We start from the raw sequence: 18,415 nt of genomic DNA, 5'->3' as shown, positions 1-18,415 counted from the left end.
GCTTGATAGGCGTGGCCGCCAGTAAAACGGATCAGTATCCTAGCACCTCCTCCCCCGCAGACGCTAAGGCCAAGCGGGCAGCCCAACAGGTTTAAAAACGAATGAATCATCTCGCCCGCTGCGCTGCTGGCCTGTTGCTCAGCACCGTTTTGCTCCCGCTATCGGCCTTTGCCGCCGATGCGCAACCCACCCATGAGTTCCGTCTGGACAATGGCCTTAAGGTCATCGTGCGCGAAGACCACCGCGCACCCGTGGTGGTATCGCAGGTCTGGTACAAAGTCGGTTCCAGTTATGAGACGCCCGGCAAGACCGGCCTGTCCCACGCCCTTGAGCACATGATGTTCAAAGGCAGCAATAAAGTCGGCCCCGGTGAAGCCTCGTTGATCCTGCGCGACCTCGGCGCCCAGGAAAACGCCTTCACCAGCGATGACTACACCGCGTATTACCAGGTGTTGGCCCGCGACCGCCTGGGCGTTGCCTTTGAGCTCGAAGCCGACCGCATGGCCAGCCTTCGCCTGCCGCCCGAAGAGTTCAAGCGCGAAATCGAGGTGATTAAAGAAGAGCGTCGCCTGCGCACCGACGACCAGCCGATGAGCAAGGCGTACGAAATTTTCAGCGCCATGGCTTATCCGTCCAGCGGCTACCACACGCCTACCATCGGCTGGATGGTTGACCTGGAGCGCATGAACGTTGCCGAACTGCGCGCCTGGTACGAAGAGTGGTACGCCCCCAACAACGCCACCCTGGTGGTGGTCGGCGACGTAACCCCGGATGAAGTCAAAGCCCTGGCCCAGCGCTACTTTGGCCCGGTGCCAAAACGTGACATCCCGATTGCCAAAGTGCCGCTTGAACTGGCCACGCCCGGCGAACGCCTGCTCAAGATCAACGTGCAGACTCAATTGCCGAGCCTGATGATGGCTTTCAACGTGCCGAGTATCGCAACCGCCAAAGACCCGCTCAGCGCCAACGCGCTGCGCCTGATCGCGGCGCTGCTGGACGGCGGCTACAGCGCGCGCATGTCCTCGCAGCTTGAGCGCAAAGAGGAGTTGGTGTCGGGCGCCTCGTCCAACTACAACGCCTTCACCCGTGGCGACAGCCTGTTCCTGATTACAGCCATGCCCAACAGCCAGAAAAAAGTCACCCTGGCCCAGACAGAAGCCGGTGTGTGGCGCCTGCTGGACGACCTGAAAAAGACCCCGCCGTCAGCCGAAGAACTGGAGCGTGTGCGCGCTCAAGTCATTGCCAACCTGGTGTACGAGCGCGACTCCATTACCTACCAGGCCACCTCGATTGGCCAACTGGAAACCGTTGGTCTGTCGTGGAAGCTGATGGACAGCGAACTGGCTGACCTGCAAAAAGTCACCCCGGCCGATATTCAGCAGGCCGCACGCACCTATTTCACTCGCGACCGTCTGAGCGTTGCGCACGTACTGCCCGAGGAGAAAACCCATGAGTGAGCGTAAAGGTCCACGCTTCGCCCTGCTGGCCCTGACCACGGCGGTTCTGGTGGGTGCACTCGGCTACTCCTTCATCAGCCCGAGCGAGTCGGTTGCCGGCCCAACCCTGGATTCAGCCAAAACCGAGCGCAAGCTTGAGTCTCTGGCAGAACTCGACGGCAAGGCGCCGACCAACCGCAAACTGGACATCCAGACCTGGCAAACCGCCGAAGGCTCCAAAGTGCTGTTCGTCGAAGCTCGGGAACTGCCGATGTTCGACCTGAGCCTGACCTTCGCGGCGGGCAGCAGCCAGGATGGCAACACGCCAGGCATCGCCGTGCTGACCAACGCCATGCTTAACGAAGGCGTGGCCGGCAAAGACGTCAGCGCCATTGCCCAAGGCTTTGAAGGCCTCGGTGCAGCGTTTGGCAATGGCGCCTACCGCGACATGGCCATCACCTCGTTGCGCAGCCTGAGCGATAAAGACAAACGCACCCCGGCGCTTAACCTGTTTGCCGAAGTGGTGGGCAAACCGACGTTCCCGGCCGACTCGTTGGCGCGGATCAAAAACCAGCTGCTGGCCGGTTTTGAAGTCCAGAAGCAAAACCCCGGCAAACTGGCCAGCAATGAGCTGTTCAGCCGCCTGTACGGCAACCACCCGTACGCCCATCCAACGGATGGCTCTGCGCAAAGCATCTCGGCCATTACCCTCGACCAGATCAAGGCCTTCCACAACAAGACCTACACCGCAGGTAACGCGGTGATTGCGATTGTGGGAGACCTGTCCCGTGCCGAGGCCGAGGCCATGGCGTCGCAAGTGTCAGCAGCCCTGCCAAAAGGCCCGGCCGTGGCCAAGATCGCCGAGCCGGTTGAGCCCAAAGCAGGCGTCAACCACATCGAGTTCCCGTCCAAGCAGACCCACTTGCTGCTGGCCCAACTGGGCGTTGGCCGCGATGACCCTGACTACCCGGCGCTGGTGCTGGGCAACAAGGTTCTGGGTGGCGGTGGCTTCGGGACGCGCCTGATGACCGAAGTGCGTGAAAAACGCGGCCTGACCTACGGCGTGTACTCCAACTTCAGCCCGATGGAGGCCCGCGGCCCGTTCCAGATCAATCTGCAAACCCGTGCCGAATTGAGCGAGGGCACGCTCAAACTGGTCGAAGACATCCTGGCTGACTACCTGAAAAACGGCCCGACACAAAAAGAACTCGACGATGCCAAGCGTGAGCTTGCCGGCAGCTTCCCGCTGTCGACCGCCAGCAACGCCGCCATCGTCGGCCAACTGGGCGCGATAGGCTTCTATGACCTGCCGTTGGATTACCTGGAAAAACTCCGCGAGCAGTCCCAGAATCTGACCACCGAGCAAGTCAAGAACGCCATGAGCAAGCACTTGAGCGCCGACAAAATGGTCGTAGTGACCGCCGGCCCAACCGTGCCGCAAAAACCACTGCCACCTCCTACCGACAAACCTTCAGAGCAACCTCTTGGGGTTCCGGAGCATTAATGGCAAAGCCAAAAAACACATCGCACTCAGGTGCAGGTCAACTACGCATCATTGCCGGGGAATGGCGCAGTCGCAAACTCGACTTCCCCCATGTAGAAGGTCTGCGCCCAACGCCAGACCGTGTTCGTGAAACGCTGTTCAACTGGCTCGCGCCGTACATTCAGGGTGCCAGGGTACTGGACGTGTTCGCCGGCAGCGGCGCACTGTTTCTGGAGGCCCTGTCACGCGGTGCGGCCAAGGGCCTGGCCCTGGACAGCAACCGTGAGGCCATCTCCAACATCCGCGAAAACATGGGCATCTTGCGCTGCACCACCGGCCAGGTGCAGCAAACGGACGCCCTGCGTTACCTGGACGCGACCCCGAGCGATACCTTTGACGTGGTGTTCCTCGATCCACCGTTTAACAAAGAGCTGCTCAAGCCTGCCTGCGACCTGCTGGAGCAGCGTGGCTGGCTGACAGATGACGCCTGGATCTACACCGAAAGCGAGCTGCGCCCGTCCGAGTTGGGCTTGCCCGGCAACTGGCGTCTGCACCGCGAGCAAAAAGCCGGAGGCGTGAACTACGCCCTGTGGCAGCGCGATGCGGTTCAGGCACCCGCAGCGCAATAAGAACCGCTGATCTGTGCAATCGTTGCCGCGCATTACGGCAACGATTGCACACACCCTTGCTCTATCTATGTACCGCACCCCGCGCCCTGCGCCATCGCATTCTGTCCGTTCTCACTGATCATTCGCCCCGTGTGCCTCCGCACATCGGCTGGCGTGTTCAAAAACAACGGAATGTGAAACATGACCATTACTGCTGAAAAACCCACTCACGCCTACACACTGGATAACGGCCTTCAGGTGATCCTGCGCCAGGACCACCGTACGCCAGGCATCTGCGCCTCGCTGTTCCACAAGGCGGGCACCGACCATGAACACGCAAACCAGCGCGGGCTGGCGTACCTGGCCGGTGGCGCGACCTTCAAGGACAAAGACCTTGAGCGAAAAATCGGCGCCACTGCCAATGGCTGGATCGATTACCACCTCAGCGCCTACAGCCTCGAAGCACCCAGTGCCGAGCTTGCCACCGTGCTGCAATTGCTCGCTGCCCGAATGGAGCCTCAAACACTGTCCCAGGAGCGCCTCGATAAAGGCATTAAACACGCCTGCAAGCTCGAAGAAAGCGAACCGTACTTCAGCTCCGATTACTGGATTACCTCGACATTCGAGGAGCTGATTTTTCCCCAGGCACGCACCGTGTACAAATTCGGCAATGTCGACGACCTTGCACGCATCACGGTGGCCGACGTGCTGAGTTGGCATGAAGAAGGCTATGCACCCAACAACTCGATTCTGGTCATTGCAGGCGATATAGCGCTCGATGACGTCCAGCCGCTGATCCAGCACCTGTTTGCCGACCTCGCACCTTTCGAAGGTTTTGCCCCGGCAGAGCAGCCCGCACATTCGTTTTCGGGCGACGAACGCAGGCTGGTGCAACACCTCGATACGCCACTGCCACGGTTGCAAATGGCCTTTAACACGCCAAGCCTCGCAACCCCGGGCGCCATCGGCGACATCCGCGCCCTGCAAGTCATCAGCGCCCTGCTGACCAGAGGCCCGCAGGCATGGCTGCCACTGCGGTTGTCTGAAGACAAGCACACGCTGTCCAGCGTGATCAGCCGTCTTCCGGCCTATCGCCGAAACGATGACCTCTTTCTGCTGGCGGCTACCCTGGGCGTAGACACCTTGCTGTCGGTGCAACAGGTAGAGCTGGAAATCAAACAACTGCTGGAATCACTCAAAACCCATGCACTGGATGCCGAGACCTTGAAGTACGGACAACAGCAGGCCCTTGAAAGCCTGGAAGAACAAGACACCCTCGAAATACAAGCCTCGATCCTGGGCAACCTGGCCGCCATCGACCTGCCATGGACGCTGATCGACAGCGAAGCCGGGCAGATCCACAACGTCACGGCAGATGACATCCAGCGCGTGGCCAACACCTACTTCAGCCCGGAGCGCCTGAGCGTCGCACACAGCTTGCCGCGCGAAGCCTGATACCCGAATGCTCCAGGCGCGCTACGTATATACCGCCTTGCAGTACCCGCCTTGATCCAACCTGTTCTGACCTTATTCACAGAACACTCAAGGATCCTTGCGGATGAAATCCTCTCTTTTGTTTCGCTGGCTAATCACCTTGTGGTTGCCAGCGACCGCCTGCGCCCACGCGGCACCGGTTACCCACACGTTTACCCTCGACAACGGCCTAAAGGTCATTGTTCGCGAGGACCACCGCGCTCCCGTGGTGGCCTCGCAGCTTTGGTACAAAGTCGGCGCCAGTTATGAGCAGGAAGGGCAAACCGGCTTGTCCCATGCTCTGGAACACATGGTGTTCAAAGGCAGCAGCAAACTGCCCCGGGGCGAAGCGTTAAAAGTGCTTGAATCGCTGGGCGTCAGCGCCAACGCAATCACGCGCCCCGATGCAACGCTTTACACACAGTTGCAGGCCACCAACCGCCTTGCGGTGTCACTCGAAATCCTTGCAGACCAAATGGTCAGCGCACGCTGGAGTGACGCCCAATTAAACATCGAACGGCTGATCATCCAGAGAGAACGCCGTTCGACAGTCGACAGCAACCTGTGGAACTTGCTCAATGAGCGGGTCAAAACCATTGGTCATGTGGCAAGTACCTACAAGAACCCTGTGCTGGGCTGGATGCATGACATCAACCGGCTGAACAACCCGCTGCTCATGCAGTGGTATCAAGACTGGTATGCACCCAACAATGCCGTGCTGGTCATCGTCGGCGATGTGACGCTGGAGCAGGCCAAAGCACTGGTGACGCAACAGTTCGGCGCAATCGCTGCGCGCCCCTTGCCCACGGTCAAGCGCCCCATTGAATTGACCCATCTGGGCCGACGCGGGCTGCACCTTCGCTTGCCCAGCCCCAATGCAAAGCTGGTGATGGCCTTTAATGTGCCCAGTTTAAACACCGCACAAGACCCGCAAACCGCCTTTGGCCTGTTGCTGCTCAACGAACTGCTGGCCAGCAGCGACAGCTCGCTCATCAAAGCCAGCCTGATGCATCAACAAGGCGTGCTGGCCGGGACGTACTCCCATTACGACCTGCTGAACCGGGGCGATGGCCTGCTCAGAATCTGGGCCGAAATCAGCCCGTCACGCACCGAGTCACCGGAGGCCGTTGAAGCCTTGATCTGGACACAGCTCAAAGCGCTCAAAACCACCCCGGTCAGTGCGCAAACGCTGGACCGCGCCAAGCGCAGGATCATCACCAAACGCCTGTACGCCCACGACCAGATCGAGAAGCAGGCCAGCGAAATAGGTGAACTGGAAAGCATCGGGCTGCCCTGGTCGACCCTCGACGCACAGGAACAAGCCCTGCAAACCCTGACGCCTGCTGACATCCAGCAACTGGCCACGACCTACCTCACCGAAAACCGCTTCAGCGCCGCCTACATGCCAAGGCCGGAGAAAAAACATGACTAATGCCTTCACGTCTAAGCGCCACCCTTTGGCGCGATTAGCGTTTATGACCACCCTGCTGCTGAACCTGTGCCTGAGCGCTCAAGCACAGGCAACAGAAGGCCCAACAACGGCCTTGCAGAGTTTGCAAACCCTGGATGACAGTCAAATTGCAGCTCGCCCGCTGAGCATTCGTGCCTATGCGACCCACGAACGCACCCGCGTGCTTTTTATTGAGACCCACGCGCTGCCCATCGTCGATATCAGCGTGCGATTCTCGGCGGGCAGCAGCCGTGATGGCGCTTTACCAGGGCTGGCAAACCTGACCTTGAAGCTCTTGAACCAGGGCGTTGAAGGCATGGACGCCAAGGCTATCGCCGAGAAGTTTGACCAATTGGGCGCACAACTGACGGCTTCGGTAGACAAGGATGAAGCACGGTTAACCCTGCGCACACTGAGTGACGGCGAGACACGCAAGGCGGCGATTGACCTGTTCACGCGGCTGATCGCACAGCCCGCTTTTGCCCCGGCAGCCGTCGAGCGCGCCAAAGCGTCAGCGCTCAATGCCATCGGGCTGGTGCAGCAAAACCCGACAGCGCGCCTGCAACAGACGCTGCATGCACAGGTGTATGGCAATCACCCTTACGCCCGCCCCGTCGAAGGTAACGCCCAGAGCCTGGCCTTGATAGACGCCGAGAAAGTCCGGGGCTTTCATCAAAACGCCTACACCGCGGCCAACGCGCTGCTGGTCATCGTGGGGGACATTTCAAATGATGAAGCCACAGACCTGAGCATCGCGATCAGCCAGGCCCTGCCCCAAGGCCCCGCACTGGCGCCTGTTGAACTGGCTATGGACCTGACATCACCGCCCGGCCACACACACCTCGAAGCCCCCTACAGCCAGACCTTGATCATGCTGGCGCAGCCGAGCGTACCGGCGAACCACCCGGATTACGTGGCGTTGCAAGTGGCCAGCCTGATATTCGGCGGTTCCAACAGCAGCCGTCTGATCAATGAGCTGCGCCACAAGCGCGGGCTGAGCTACGCCGCCTCGGCCTTTATACCGCTCTGGCAAGCGGGCGGGCCCTGGACCATCAGCCTGCAAACCGCCCCCGATCAGCAGGATGCCACCCTCGCGCTGGTCAAAACGCTGTTTGCCGAGTGGCTGCGCGACGGTCCCACCGAAGAGGAACTGGTCGCCGTCAAACGACGGTTGGCAGGCAACTTGCCGCTGACCAGCGCCAGCAATGCACAAATGGTTCAACAGTTGCTGCTTATGGGGGCCCACGACCTACCCCGAAATTTCGACGCGCTGGTCATGCACGCCCAAAAGCTGTCGCGACAAGACATCAAAGACGCCATCAATCGTTACTCCAGGGCCGATAAATGGAAGGTCGCAAGCCTCGGCCCAACGGTCGAACAACGCCCCTTGTCAGCCGTTCAGCCCTGAGCGTATTGCGTACTTATGTAACGCACCTGCCGCCCGGGTTTATCGCAACCTGTCCTGACGAACCCTCGTCAGGACACCCACCATGAAAAGACTCATCGCCGGGCTGCTGCTCGGCGTCATGCTCCATCCCCTGCTGGCATCGGCCAGCAGCCCACCGCCCATTCATGAGTTCACACTCGATAACGGGCTCAAAATCATTGTTTACGAAGACCACAACGCCAGCCTGGTGCTGACCCACTTGTGGTATCGCATCGGATCAAATCAGGAAGAGCCGGGCCAAACCGGCGTGTCCCATGCGGTGGAGCACATGCTGTTCAATGGCAGCAGCAAGCTCTGCACAGGCGAGTCAGGCCATATTTTGCAGAACCTGGGCGGCAGCCAAAATGCCATGACCCTGAATGACGCCACGCTGTTTTTCCACACCGTGCCCCCGCATGCGCTGGGTGTCAGCTTTGAAATGCTGGCGGACCAAATGAGCACGGCTCACCTGTCTGCGACGGTTTGGAGCGGCGAACGTGAAATCATCAAAAACGAGCGCACCGAAGCCTCTGATCACCACCCCATCAAGCGCGCCATCGAAGTCCCCCGGCGCCTGGCCCTGCCGGCCAGCGCCGCAGGCAACCCGATCATTGGCTGGCGGCATGATCTGGACCGCCTGCAAACCGAAGAGGTAAAGCGCTGGTATCAACGCTGGTATGCCCCCAACAACGCGGTGCTGGTGCTCGTCGGTGACATCACCCCCCAGCAGGTCAAACAACTGGCCGAACGGTATTTCGGCCCTATTGCCCGCCGGGCGCTGCCCTACAGCTCAACCCCCATCGACCTGGCGATGCCCGGCGAGCGCAGCATCACGCACTACATCCCCCAGCAAATACCCGTGCTGTACATGGCCTTCAATGTGCCAAGCCTCGCCACTCAAACAGACCCGCGAACAGCACCGGCACTGGAGCTGATTTCCGAAATGCTGGGTGGCGCAAACAGCTCGCTGTTCGAGTCGTTATTGGTGCGCAAGGAAGGCTTGGCAGACACCACCACCGTTCATTACCAGGCGGTCAGCCTCGGCGATGAGCTGTTCAACATCAGCGCGCTGCCCAACCTCGAAACAGCCGCTTCGCTTGAAACGCTCAAGGCGCTCCAGACGCGGATTCTGGCCATTATCGACTCATTGAAAACCGCCCCGCCAAGCCTTGAAGACCTCGAACGCGCGCGGGCTCAGATCACGGCACGGCGCGTGTTCGACCAGGATGAACCGGAAAACCGCGCCCTGCAGATTGGCATGCTGGAAATGGCCGGGCTGTCCTGGCGCACCGAACAGACACGGCTTGATGCCTTGAACGCCATCACCCCGCAAGACATTCAACGCACAGCGCAGACCTTTCTGGTCGCGGACCGGTTAATCACCAGCTACGCGCTGCCTGAGGAGTCAGCTCATGAATAATGCCCACCGCATCGCACGCGGCACCCTCGTCTGCCTGTTCGCACTATCGGGCATTTTTTTAGCGGCGGGCTGTTACGTGCGTGCAGCAGAAACCCCCGACCCCACATTGCCGTTGCAATCTCTGCGCGAACTCACAGAACCCGCAGGCGTGCCCCACGCGCCCCGGATCCAGTCGTGGACACTCAAGCAAGGCAGCCGCGTGCTGTTTGTGGAAAATCATCATTTGCCCATGGTCGACCTGGAAATCAGCTTTGCCGCGGGCAGTTATTACGATGGCGAAACACCGGGGCTGGCGGCCATGACCCAGGCCCTGTTCAGCGTCGATTCGGCGCGCAAACCCGCCGACGAGATCGCCCGCGGATTTAACCGTTACGGCGCGCAAATAACCCACGGCATAAATGCCGAGCAAAGCTACCTGACCCTCAGAAGCCTGAGCGCACCCGAGGTGCTTGCCCCGGTGCTGAGCTTGTTTACCGAAACCCTGACCCAACGCTCTTTCAGCGAGCAGAACTTGTCGCGAATAAGACGATCCTTGCAGTCAGACCTCAAGCTTGAGCAAGTTTTTGCGCAGGCGCGAGCGCTGGCAAAGATTCGTGAAGAGCTGTACCCCGGTCAGCCGTTATCGCGCTCAATCAACGGCACCTACGACAGCCTTCAACGCATACAAGCCGCGCAGGTTCGCAGTTTTTTTCAGCGGGCCTATACCGCAGCCAACGCCCAAATGGTGATCGTCGGCGACCTCACGCCCGAGCAGGCCAAGTTACTCAGCCAAACCTTGGCCGACGCGCTGCCGCAAGGGCCTGCGCTGCCCGCGCCGCAAACGTTTGGCACACAGGCCAACGCTGGCAGAACCCTGCACATTGAAGACAGCACGAGCCAGACCTTGCTGGTCATGGCACACAATGTTGTGCCCAATCAGCACCCGGACGCACTGGCCCTGCAGGTAGCCAATGTGATGTTCAATGGCGTTTTAAATAATCAACTACGCGAGAAACACAGCGTCACTTACGGGGTGCAGTCCGATATCGAGCACGCCCGAGGCGCCACGGCCTGGATCACCCAGTTCAATACGCCGCCCCACTACAGTGAGCAGGCCTTGGCCCATGCCAAAACGCTGTTTGAGCAGTTCCTCAAGGATGGGCCCACGCAAGAGCAGTTGGACAGCATCAAGAAATACCTGCGTCAGGCGCTGCCACAACTGCTCGCGACCAACAGGAACCTGCTGAATGAACTGGAGGACATCAACCGTTTCGACCAGACCCTGGACTTCACTTACAAAATAACCGAGATCCAGAAAATGACCGCCGGACAGATAAAAGCCGCCATGAACCGGCACATGAACGCCGATGCCTGGGTCACCCTCACCCTCGGCCCCAGCGTTGCCCAGCAAGCCCTGCCCGTGGTCAGCATGAGTGAGAACAACGGACAGCCGCTGTGCAATTCGACCAATTGGATGAGCACCGCACAACACACACTGCTTGGGCCGCAGGCCGCGTTGTGGCAACTTAAGCACTTTCCGATACCTGTCACCGACTGAGAACTTAAGTGCGCGCCCTCGCTTCCCCTGCGTTACCCGTGGAACTGTTCACACCAGCTTCTGGCCTCGGCAACCCTCATTTGCAAACGCTGTGGGGGCCGCTGTGGCGCACCAAACCTGTTGTTGAACATCAACGCGAGCGCCTGTGGCTCGAAGATGGCGACTTTCTCGACCTGGACTGGCACGGCACGCCGTCAGCCCATGAACCGCTGGTGCTGGTGCTGCACGGCCTGACCGGCTCCTCGGCTTCGCACTACATTGCAGGCCAGCAGAGCGCCCTGGCAAAACAGGGCTGGGCCAGCGTGGCCCTGAACTGGCGCGGGTGTTCGGGGGAGCCCAACCTGCTGGCACGCAGCTACCACTCCGGCGCCAGTGAAGACCTGGCCGCGACCGTTGCGCATTTGCGGGCGCGCTACCCGCTGGCGCCGATCTATGCCGTGGGTTACTCACTGGGCGGCAACGTGCTGCTTAAATACCTGGGCGAATCGGGCAGCGCCAGCGGCCTGCAAGGTGGCGTCGCGGTCTCGGTGCCGTTTCGCCTCGACCAGTGCGCCGATCGCATCGGCATGGGCTTCTCCAAGGTGTACCAGGCGCACTTCATGCGTGAAATGGTGGCCTACGTCAAAATCAAACAGCGTCAGTTCCAACAGGACGCCAAGCACGAAGCGCTGGCCGCACTGGCCAAGCTGGGCACCCTCAAATCGCTGAGCAAACTGCGCACCTTTTGGGAGTTCGACGACCGGGTCACCGCGCCGCTAAACGGTTATCAGAGCGTCGACGACTATTACCGCCGCGCCTCCAGCCGCTACTTCCTGGGCGCCATTGAAACGCCCACGCTGATCATCCAGTCCGAGGACGATCCGTTTGTGTTCAAACACAGCATCCCCGAAGCCAGCGAACTGTCCGCCTGCACCGAACTTGAGCTGCACACCAAGGGCGGCCATGTGGGTTTCGTTGAGGGCTCGCCGAGAACGCCCAGGTACTACCTGGAGCGGCGCATTCCACAGTGGTTGGCCAGCCTCAAGCCTGAGTCTGCGTAATGAATGTGGAGCAAGGTGAGTCCATCCACTTTTGGCAAACGGCGCCGTTGAACGGCGTCGAATTGCTCACCGCGCGCTACATCGAACACCGCTTTGTGCCCCATGTGCATGATGGTTTTGTGATCGGCATGATCATGGACGGCGCCCAGCGTTATCGCTATCGCGGTGCAGAGCACCTGGCCGGCACCGGCACACTGGTGTTGATCAACCCGGACGAAGTGCATAACGGCCACAAAGGCCACGATGCCGGGTGGCGCTACCGTGCGTTCTACCCGGACAACGAACAGATCCAAAGCCTGCTGGAAGAGCTGAACCTGCCCGGCACCCACCTGCCCACCTTCAATGACACCCTGCTGCACGACCCGGAGCTGTTTCACGGGTTGCAGCAACTGCATCATTTGCTGGAAGGCCCGGAGTCGGCGCTGCATCAACAAACGCTCTGGCGGCAAATGATGCTCACCCTGCTCAACCGCCATGCCCGCCTGCCGATGCCCGGCAAGCCGGGCGTGGAACACCGGGCGGTGCGCCAGGCCAAAGAGCTGCTGCAATCGCGGCTGGCCGAACCGCCCTCGCTGGAAGAACTGGCGGCGGCGGTTAACTTGTCGCCCTTCCACTTTGCCCGCGTGTTCCAGCGCGCCACGGGCATGCCGCCGCACACCTGGCTGATGCAACAACGCATCGCCCATGCCCGCGGCTTGTTGCAACAAGGCTGTTTACCGCTGCAAGTCGCTACTCAACTGGGTTTTGCCGACCAAAGCCATTTGAGCCGCCAGTTCAAAAAAGTCTACGGCGTCGGCCCGGCGGCCTACCGTGCGGCCAGTGCGCAGCACGCACAAAGCCTGTAGACGGTGGTGTTGCGGCCCTCATCGCTACATCAAAACCGTGTAGGAGCGAGCTTTTAAAGATCAAAAGATCGCGAGGCAAGCTCGCTCCTACGGAGTTATGCCTGAACGTTTGGCGGCGGTCCTGCGGTCCGCATCGCAGCCTCGTGCCTCGTCAGCGACTACACAAAACCGTGTAGGAGCTGCCACCCCGTCTTCTACGCCACGCTGGCGTAGCAAACAGGCCACCGATAATCGACAGCATCCCCCAATCAGTTCCCTCTCCTTCGGGAGAGGGCTAGGGTGAGGGGGCTTTTGATTCTTTTAAAGATCAAAAGATCGCGAGCAAGCTCGCTCCTACGGGGTCAATCCCCGGTTGCGACACCTCGTGCCGGGTCGTTGATCCATTCGCTCCATGAGCCCGCATAGAGTTTGCCCAGCGGGTAGCCCGCCAATCCCAATGCAAACAGGTTGTGACATGCCGTCACGCCCGAGCCGCAATACGCCACCAGTTCATCCGGCGAGCGGCCCGCCAGTTGTTCGGCAAATCGCTGTTTAAGTTGCTCGGCTGGCAAGAAGCGCCCGCTGCTGTCGAGGTTTTCATTGAACGCCGCACATTGCGCCCCAGGGATATGCCCGGCAATCGGGTCAATCGGCTCAACCTCACCGCGAAAACGCGGCTTGGCGCGGGCGTCGATCAGGGTCAACCCCGGCTGGCCCAAGCGCGCTTGCAATTGCTCAGCGCTCAGCACCAAGTGGCTATCCGGCTGACCATCAAAGGTGCCAGGCACAACATCGGGCTCGTCCGTGGTCAGTTTGAAACCCGCCGCATGCCAGGCCTTCAACCCGCCATCGAGAATAAACACACCATCGCGCTTGCCCAGCCACGCCAGCAACCACCACGCACGGGCCGCAAATGCACCGGGACCATCGTCATACAGCACCACATCGCTGTCCTGGTTGATGCCCCATGCCCGCAGTTGCTCAAGCAAGGCCGACGGTTCAGGCAACGGATGGCGCCCCGTGACGCCCTTGATCACCGGGCCGCTGAGGTGGCGCTTAAGGTCGGCAAATTGCGCACCGGCAATATGGCCTTCGACATAACTGCTGTGCCCGTAGTCCGGGTCTTCCAGGGCAAAACGACAATCCAGAATGACCAGGCCGGGGTGCGCCTGACGTTCGTGCAGGGCTTGAGGGCTGATCAGTTGCGCAACGGGCATGGCGAACTCCTGAGTGGGGTGGTAACAGCGCTACTGTACGACCAATGTCTTTTGCAATGGAACGTAATATTCCTTGAGCAACTCATCAACGGCAGCACGGTACGGCGGCGTTACATAGCCCGATTCCAGTATCAGCAGTTGGTAGATTCCGCGAGTCAGCGCCTCTTCGGACAGGTGGGTGGCGTTCTCACTCGTGGTACACAAAAAACCCACCCAGGACGTCAGGATGATCCAGGCATTGAGCGTCAGCGATTCGATTTGCTGGGGCGTCATGTCGAGAATGCCCGCCTGCACAAACCCCGAATAAATGGCTTGCCCCTGAGCCAGGCATTGCGTGGAAAAACACCGGTAACGCACGGCCAGTTCAGAGTCGCTGAGCAGCAGGTGTTCAATGTCCCGGTACAAAAAGCGGTAACGCCACATGGCATTGAGCAGGTGCTTCAAGTAATCGCGCTTGTCGCTGACGTCAGGCAGACGGCCTTCGGGCGGGCGCAGAAAGTCCAGCACCAGCACCTCGTACTCGCTAAACAGCACCGAGATAATCGCCTGCTTGTTGGGGAAGTGGTAATACAAATTACCCGGCGAAATCTCCATGTGAGCCGCAATGTGATTGGTACTGACATTGCGTTCACCCAGCTGGTTAAACAACTCCAGGCTGGTATTGATGATGCGCTGGCTGGTTTTTAATCGTGCGGCCATGGATTGGTCTTCGATGAATATCGAAAAACATCTTAAAGCCTAACCACCGTGGCTCAAACAGCCCGAGTGGCAGACCCCCAATTGACAACCTAGAGCGCAGGCTCTAAAAACATCTTGGCTCTTACGAGAACCCCAAACATCCGCAGGGAGCGAACGATGTCTACCGACAGTGCCCACCGCCACAGTTCCTCCAGCACCTTGGACGATCTCCACAGCCTTCTCGCCCTGCAGCGAAAGGCCTACACAGCTCATCCGCTCCCACCAATAGCACAACGCCAGCAATGGTTGAAGAGCCTGCGTGTATTGCTGAGCCGCGAGCGCGAAGTGTTGATTGACGCCATCAGCCAGGACTTCAGCCACCGCAGCCCCGATGAAACCTTGTTTGCCGAGCTGATGCCCAGCTTGCAGGGCATTGACTACACCCTCAAACACCTCAAACGCTGGATGAAGCCGTCATCGCGCCATGTGGGCGTGATGTTCCAGCCCGCCAGCGCCAAGGTGGTGTATCAGCCCGTGGGCGTGGTGGGTGTGATCGTGCCGTGGAACTACCCTCTGTATTTAGCCATGGGGCCTTTGATCGGCGCTTTGGCGGCGGGCAATCGGGTGATGCTCAAACTCAGTGAGTACACGCCAGCCACCGGCCGTTTGCTCAAAGACCTGCTGGGGCGGATTTTCCCCGAGGACATGGTTGCTGTGGTGTTGGGCGACGCCGAAGTGGCGGTCGCGTTTTCCAGCCTTGCCTTCGACCACCTGCTGTTCACGGGTTCGACCCATGTCGGCAAGCAGGTGATGCGTGCCGCGGCCGATAACCTGACCCCGGTGACGCTGGAGTTGGGCGGCAAATCCCCTGCTATTGTCTCGACTGAGGTGCCGCTCAAAGACGCCGCCCGGCGCATTGCCTGGGGCAAAACCCTGAACGCCGGGCAAACCTGCATCGCGCCCGACTATGTGCTGGTGCCGCACGAGCGGGTCGACGGGTTTATCGAGGCTTACCGCCAGGCCGTACTCGATTTTTATCCAACGCTGGCTGACAACCCGGACTACACCGCCATCATCAGCGAGCGCCAATTGGCGCGGCTTGAGCACCTGCAAACAGACGCCAGCGAAAAAGGCGCCCGGCTGATCCCGCTCTATGCCCAAGGCCAGGGGCGGCGCATGCCCCACGCGTTGCTGCTGAATGTGAACGACCAGATGCAGGTCATGCAGGACGAGATCTTCGGCCCGCTGCTGCCTGTTGTCGCATACAGCACGCTCGATGAAGCGCTTGCCTACATCAACTCAAGACCTCGCCCACTCGCGCTCTATTACTTCGGATACAACAAGGCCGAACAACAGCGCGTCATCGAAGACACCCACTCGGGCGGCGTCTGCATTAACGACACGCTGCTGCACGTGGCCATCGACGACCTGCCATTTGGCGGCATCGGCCAGAGCGGGATGGGGCGTTACCACGGGCACGAAGGTTTCCTGACGTTCAGCCACGCCAAAGGGGTGTTGAGCAAACAGCGCTGGAACAGTTCGCTGGCGGTTTACCCACCGTATGGCCGGTCGCTGGTACGCCTGATTCAAAAGCTGTTTATCCGATAGCCTCAAACGGCGAGACCAAGCCATGCCGGAATTTCTGGAAGAACCGACGCTACTGTCCCGCCGTGGCGTTTTAAAAGTCGGCCTTTGCGCCTCGGCTTTTCTGGCCACTGCCGGGCTGGGCGCCAGCCTCAGCGGCTGCTCGGCCACTTTCAGCGCCCGGGGTTTCAGGGTGCTGCGCAGCACCGACCTGGTGTTTTTACAGGCGCTGGTGCCGGTGATGCTGGCGGGCAGCATTTCGCACACCTCCCTGCCGGGAGCGACAGACGCCACCTTGCACACGCTGGACAACAACCTGGCTCACCTCTCGCCAGAGCTGCTCAAGCTGACCTTGCAGCTATTCGACGTGCTGGCCATGCCGGTCACTCGCGGCCCGCTCACGGGGCTTTGGAGCAGTTGGGAGAAGACCACCCCCGATCAAATCCGCTACTTCCTGCATCGCTGGCAAAACAGCAGCTTGAGCCTGTTGCGCATGGGCCATGCCTCGTTGCTGCAACTGGTGATGATGAGCGGCTACGAAAAGCCCGAGTTGTGGCCCCATTGCGGGTACCCCGGCCCGCCGACGGTTTGATTCACACAATAATAATTTTCATGAGACGTCCTTATGCCTGTACCCGATCTATTCCGCGAAGGCCTGGCACGCGGATGGAAAACCCATAACGGCTCAACCCTCGTCAACGACCTGACGCTGGAAGCCGACATCGCCATTATTGGCAGCGGCGCCGGGGGCGGCACGACGGCAGAAATCCTCAGTAACGCAGGTTTTAAAGTGCTGCTGATCGAAGAAGGCCCGCTCAAGACCAGCAGCGATTTCAAGCTGCTCGAAGGCGAGGCCTACACCAACCTGTATCAGGAAGGCATCGGGCGCATGAGCAAAGACGGCGCCATCAGCATCCTGCAAGGCCGCGCGGTGGGCGGGACTACCCTGGTCAACTGGACCTCCAGTTTTCGCACCCCGGCGCCGACGCTGGAGCATTGGGCCCGCGAGCACGCGGTCAGCGGCCACAGTGAAGCAGCCATGGCGCCCTGGTTTGCGCAGATGGAGCAACGGCTCGGCGTGGCTCCGTGGTTGGTCCCGCCCAACGCCAACAACGAGGTGATCCGCACCGGCTGTGAAAAACTCGGCTACCGCTGGCAGGTGATCCCGCGCAATGTGCGCGGCTGCTGGAACCTCGGTTATTGCGGCATGGGCTGCCCGACCAATGCCAAGCAGTCGATGCTGGTGACGACCATTCCCGCGACCCTCGAAAACGGCGGCGAGCTGCTGTATCTGGCCCGCGCCCAGCGTTTGTTGATTGCAGGTGATCAGGTCACCGGCCTGGAGTGCCAAGCCATGGACAGGCGCAGCGTGGCGCCCACAGGCTGCACCATTACGGTCAAGGCGCGGCATTACGTGCTGGCCGGCGGCGGCATCAACAGCCCCGGCCTGCTGTTGCGCTCAGAGGCGCCCGACCCGTACAGGCGAGTGGGCAAGCGTACGTTTCTGCACCTGGTCAACTTCTCGGCCGCGCAGTTTGCGACGGCGATCAATCCGTTTTACGGCGCCCCGCAGTCGATTTACACCGACCATTTTCAGTGGCAAGACGGCGCAACCGGCCCCATGGGCTACAAACTCGAAGTCCCGCCCTTGCACCCGGCGCTGGCCGCCACCTTGTTTGGCGGTTACGGCGAAACCAACGCCGAACACATGGCACAACTGCCCAACACCCACATGATGCTGGCCCTGATGCGCGACGGTTTTCACCCCGACAGCCCCGGCGGTAACGTTGAGTTGCGCGCAGACGGCAGCCCCGTGCTCGATTACAGCGTCACGCCGTATAGCTGGGACGGGCTCAGGCGGGCGTTCCACAGCATGGCCGAGATCCAGTTTGCCGCCGGAGCCAGCGCAGTGATGCCGTTGCACAGCGATGCGCGCTATCTGAAAACCCTGGGCGAAACCCGCGAGCACATCAATAATTTGAGCTTTGAGCGGTATCGAACGCGCCTGGCCAGCGCCCATGTGATGGGCGGCTGCGCCATGGGGGAAAACCCGCACATGGCGGTCACCGACAGCCTTGGGCGCCATCATCAGTTACGCAATCTGTCGATCCATGATGGCTCTTTGTTCCCCACCAGCATCGGCGCCAACCCACAATTGTCGGTGTACGCACTCACCGCCAAACTCGCGACAGAGCTGGCCCAACGGCTTAAAAATCCGTGAAAAAGGAGTTAACTGGCG

General features: G+C 60.3%; 15 protein-coding genes. 13 read left to right on the top strand and 2 right to left on the bottom strand.

Annotated features, from left to right (window positions below; translation table 11 throughout):
- Positions 1-101 precede the first annotated feature (101 nt).
- From ACJJU9_RS01075 to ACJJU9_RS01030, 10 genes are all read left to right on the top strand, one after another.
- Entirely contained in the window at positions 102-1,457 is a 1,356-nt protein-coding gene (locus tag ACJJU9_RS01075; protein WP_048370991.1) for a pitrilysin family protein, read from the top strand.
- Positions 1,450-2,940, top strand: coding sequence for a M16 family metallopeptidase (locus ACJJU9_RS01070; RefSeq protein WP_407729877.1), 1,491 nt, complete (start codon positions 1,450-1,452; stop codon positions 2,938-2,940). Before ACJJU9_RS01075 ends, ACJJU9_RS01070 begins: the two co-directional genes overlap by 8 nt.
- Positions 2,940-3,548: a 16S rRNA (guanine(966)-N(2))-methyltransferase RsmD gene (gene rsmD / locus ACJJU9_RS01065; RefSeq protein WP_048385106.1), complete on the top strand. Its 609-nt coding sequence runs from the start codon at positions 2,940-2,942 to the stop codon at positions 3,546-3,548. The genes ACJJU9_RS01070 and rsmD overlap by 1 nt, the downstream gene beginning before the upstream one ends.
- 180 nt (positions 3,549-3,728) lie before the next feature.
- A complete protein-coding gene (locus ACJJU9_RS01060) occupies positions 3,729-4,982 on the top strand; it encodes a M16 family metallopeptidase (RefSeq protein WP_407729876.1) in 1,254 nt (417 codons plus the stop codon).
- 103 nt (positions 4,983-5,085) lie between these two features.
- Positions 5,086-6,432 carry a pitrilysin family protein gene (locus ACJJU9_RS01055; protein WP_048385110.1) on the top strand — a complete coding sequence of 449 codons (1,347 nt, stop codon included), beginning with the start codon at positions 5,086-5,088 and terminating at the stop codon, positions 6,430-6,432.
- Complete coding sequence (locus tag ACJJU9_RS01050) at positions 6,425-7,858, top strand: M16 family metallopeptidase (protein ID WP_407729875.1); 1,434 nt, start codon at positions 6,425-6,427, stop codon at positions 7,856-7,858. The genes ACJJU9_RS01055 and ACJJU9_RS01050 overlap by 8 nt, the downstream gene beginning before the upstream one ends.
- A gap of 82 nt (positions 7,859-7,940) precedes the next feature.
- A complete protein-coding gene (locus ACJJU9_RS01045) occupies positions 7,941-9,296 on the top strand; it encodes a M16 family metallopeptidase (protein ID WP_407729874.1) in 1,356 nt (451 codons plus the stop codon).
- Positions 9,289-10,833 carry a M16 family metallopeptidase gene (locus ACJJU9_RS01040; RefSeq protein WP_407729873.1) on the top strand — a complete coding sequence of 515 codons (1,545 nt, stop codon included), beginning with the start codon at positions 9,289-9,291 and terminating at the stop codon, positions 10,831-10,833. Before ACJJU9_RS01045 ends, ACJJU9_RS01040 begins: the two co-directional genes overlap by 8 nt.
- A gap of 8 nt (positions 10,834-10,841) precedes the next feature.
- Positions 10,842-11,873 carry a hydrolase gene (locus ACJJU9_RS01035; RefSeq protein WP_088500227.1) on the top strand — a complete coding sequence of 344 codons (1,032 nt, stop codon included), beginning with the start codon at positions 10,842-10,844 and terminating at the stop codon, positions 11,871-11,873.
- The gene (locus tag ACJJU9_RS01030; protein WP_407729872.1) at positions 11,873-12,718 is read left to right on the top strand and encodes an AraC family ligand binding domain-containing protein; all 846 of its coding nucleotides are present in this window, start codon (positions 11,873-11,875) and stop codon (positions 12,716-12,718) included. The genes ACJJU9_RS01035 and ACJJU9_RS01030 overlap by 1 nt, the downstream gene beginning before the upstream one ends.
- A 341-nt stretch (positions 12,719-13,059) precedes the next feature.
- Here ACJJU9_RS01030 and ACJJU9_RS01025 read toward each other — a convergent pair whose 3' ends face one another.
- Together ACJJU9_RS01025 and ACJJU9_RS01020 are read right to left on the bottom strand one after the other, a co-directional pair.
- Complete coding sequence (locus tag ACJJU9_RS01025; RefSeq protein ID WP_407729871.1) at positions 13,060-13,914, bottom strand: sulfurtransferase; 855 nt, start codon at positions 13,912-13,914, stop codon at positions 13,060-13,062.
- Between the two features lie 30 nt (positions 13,915-13,944).
- Entirely contained in the window at positions 13,945-14,613 is a 669-nt protein-coding gene (locus tag ACJJU9_RS01020) for a TetR/AcrR family transcriptional regulator (RefSeq protein WP_407729870.1), read from the bottom strand.
- A gap of 156 nt (positions 14,614-14,769) precedes the next feature.
- On the opposite strand from ACJJU9_RS01020, the gene ACJJU9_RS01015 reads away from it, so the two are divergent.
- Genes ACJJU9_RS01015 through ACJJU9_RS01005 form a run of 3 tightly spaced genes read left to right on the top strand, consistent with a single transcriptional unit; the run spans position 14,770 to position 18,397 of the window.
- Positions 14,770-16,200: a coniferyl aldehyde dehydrogenase gene (locus ACJJU9_RS01015; protein WP_407729869.1), complete on the top strand. Its 1,431-nt coding sequence runs from the start codon at positions 14,770-14,772 to the stop codon at positions 16,198-16,200.
- Between the two features lie 22 nt (positions 16,201-16,222).
- Positions 16,223-16,768, top strand: coding sequence for a twin-arginine translocation pathway signal protein (locus ACJJU9_RS01010; protein WP_331368915.1), 546 nt, complete (start codon positions 16,223-16,225; stop codon positions 16,766-16,768).
- A 33-nt stretch (positions 16,769-16,801) separates the two neighbouring features.
- Entirely contained in the window at positions 16,802-18,397 is a 1,596-nt protein-coding gene (locus tag ACJJU9_RS01005; RefSeq protein WP_407729868.1) for a GMC family oxidoreductase N-terminal domain-containing protein, read from the top strand.
- The last annotated feature ends 18 nt before the right edge of the window (positions 18,398-18,415 follow it).

The sequence above is a fragment of the Pseudomonas helleri genome (genome assembly GCF_045830615.1).
Classification (GTDB): domain Bacteria; phylum Pseudomonadota; class Gammaproteobacteria; order Pseudomonadales; family Pseudomonadaceae; genus Aquipseudomonas; species Aquipseudomonas helleri.
Note: the sequence above shows the minus strand (reverse complement) of the source record. Positions and strands in the feature narration are given on the sequence as shown.